Below are 2,318 nucleotides of genomic sequence, written 5' to 3'. Positions count from 1 at the left end.
GAGGATGCGACGTGGATCAACCAAGAAATCTTGCAATAAGTGTTACTGTTGAATAAATTGAACTTTGAATTTAAAATTTTATTCACCCGTTAGGGTTTTTGAATCGCCCTTTGGGCGGTTAAGGCGTAAGGAGGGGTTATAGCCATGAAAGATTTCCCTCTGTCGGATTTAAATCCGGCCCAACAAGAAGCAGTTCTTTATTGTGAAGGTCCACTTCTTGTGCTTGCAGGAGCAGGAAGTGGTAAAACTAGAGTTATCACTTATAAGTATGCATATCTCAAAGAAGCAATGGGATTTCACCCTTCTTCCATCTTTACCGTAACATTTACTAACAAAGCAGCTGATGAAATGAAGGAAAGAATTTTTAAGATGTGCAATGGAAGTCTTAAAAATACCTGGATAGGAACTTTTCACTCTTTATGTGTGAGAATCCTGCGGGCTCATATTGAAAGAATTGGTTACAAAAAAGATTTTGTTATCTACGATGAAGACGATCAGGCAGGATTGATAAAGAGAATTCTTAAAGATTTAAACATGCACGAAGCTCTATGTAAATGCGTGGTAAATAAGATAAGTAACTTAAAGTCGAACTTAATTACTCCAGAAGACTATATTTCAACTACCGAAGGATATGAATTTGAAGAAAGACTTGGTAGAATATACATGCGTTATCAGACAGAACTTCAAATATGCAATGCTCTGGATTTTGACGATTTGATTCTTTGTGTAATCAGATTATTTAGTGAAAACGAGGATTTACTGAAACGATACTCTGAGCAATTTAGATATATACTTGTTGATGAATTTCAGGATACAAATAAATCTCAGTATGAACTGTTGCAACTTCTTTGCAAATATCACAAAAATATATGTGCTGTAGGAGATGATGACCAGAGTATTTACAAATTCAGAGGAGCAAACGTTTTTAATATCTTGAATTTTGAAAGGGATTTTCCACAGACAAAGATAGTCAAACTTGAACAGAATTATCGCTCTACAAAGCACATTATTCTGGCTTCTACTGCTATGATTTCAAAAAATCCATTAAGAAAACCAAAAAATCTTTGGACAGAAAAGGATTGGGGAGAGAAAATTTTTTACTGTCAATTATGCAATGAGGAAGAAGAAGCAAAGTATATTACAAAAATAATTAAAGAACTTTATCTAAAAGGTGAGTATGAATATAGAGACTTTGCAATCCTTTACAGATTAGTTCTTCAGGCAAGAGCATTGGAAGAGGCTTTACGCATAGAAGGAATTCCCTATCAGGTGATAAGCGGAGTTAGCTTTTACCATCGCAAGGAGATAAAAGATGTACTTGCCTATATGCGTTTTATTTTAAACAAAGAGGACAATGTTAGCCTTTTAAGAATTATAAATACTCCACCAAGAGGGATAGGAGCTGGAGCTCTACTGAAAATTGAAAATGAAGCTAAAAAACATATGATTTCACTATATGAAGCAATAAAGAGGATTATAAAAGACGATTCTGTTGCAAGTAATTTAAAAGAAAAGCTTTTGTCTTTTACCATAATTATAGATGAACTCTCTGAGAAGAACTATCAAGATGCTGCATCGATGATAAAGGACATACTGAATCTTACAGGATATCTTGAGGAAATTGAAGAAGACAGGATTCAGAACGTCCTTGAGCTTTTAAGTTCGGCTGAAAAAGTCTCTGTAAAAGAATTTCTTGATAAAGTTTCTCTCGTTTCAAGCGTTGATACATGGGAAAGGAAGAAAAATGGAGTTTCTCTGTTAACTCTTCATGCTGCAAAAGGGCTTGAGTTTCCAGTAGTTTTTATAGCAGGATGTGAAGAAGGGATTTTGCCATACTTTAAGGCTCTTGAAGATCCTCTTGAATTACAGGAAGAAAGGAGACTTTTTTATGTGGGAATGACAAGGGCAAAGAATCTCCTGTTTATTACAAGTGCAAAACAGAGAAAGCTTTATTCAAAAGTTCAAAAGCAAGAGCCATCTAGCTTTATCAAAGACATCCCATCTGAATACTGTACATGTATTAGAAAGGATTACTCTACATTTACGCCACATAAAAAAGAGGTTGAGACACCGAAGGTTAAGCCTCCGTTTGTGATAGGATGTAAGGTTAAACATCCAACATGGGGGATTGGAGTTGTCAGGGACTATTATGGTGAAGGAGAGGATTTAAAGGTTGTTGTTAACTTTCCCGGAATAGGGGTTAAAAAATTAGCCCCAAAAATTGTAAACTTAGAGAGGGTGTAGAGATGAAAATTTCAAAGGAAGAAGTAAAACATATTGCGATGCTTAGCAGACTTGAACTTGAAGAAAAAGAAATA

1 protein-coding gene is annotated in these 2,318 nt (G+C 35.1%); it reads left to right on the top strand.

The features are described from left to right. The first annotated feature begins 144 nt into the window (after window positions 1–144). The gene (locus HPY60_11880; protein ID NPV51875.1) at window positions 145–2,244 is read left to right on the top strand and encodes a UvrD-helicase domain-containing protein; all 2,100 of its coding nucleotides are present in this window, start codon (window positions 145–147) and stop codon (window positions 2,242–2,244) included. The last annotated feature ends 74 nt before the right edge of the window (window positions 2,245–2,318 follow it).

Source organism: Methanofastidiosum sp., from assembly GCA_013178285.1.
GTDB lineage: Archaea > Methanobacteriota_B > Thermococci > Methanofastidiosales > Methanofastidiosaceae > Methanofastidiosum.
The sequence above is the reverse complement of the archived record's forward strand: the minus strand, read 5'-3'. Positions and strand labels throughout refer to the sequence as shown.

Excerpts from the sequence above, each read along its gene's own strand:
- HPY60_11880 (NPV51875.1), top strand. The coding sequence starts at position 145 with ATGAAAGATTTCCCTCTGTCGGATTTAAATCCGGCCCAACAAGAAGCA.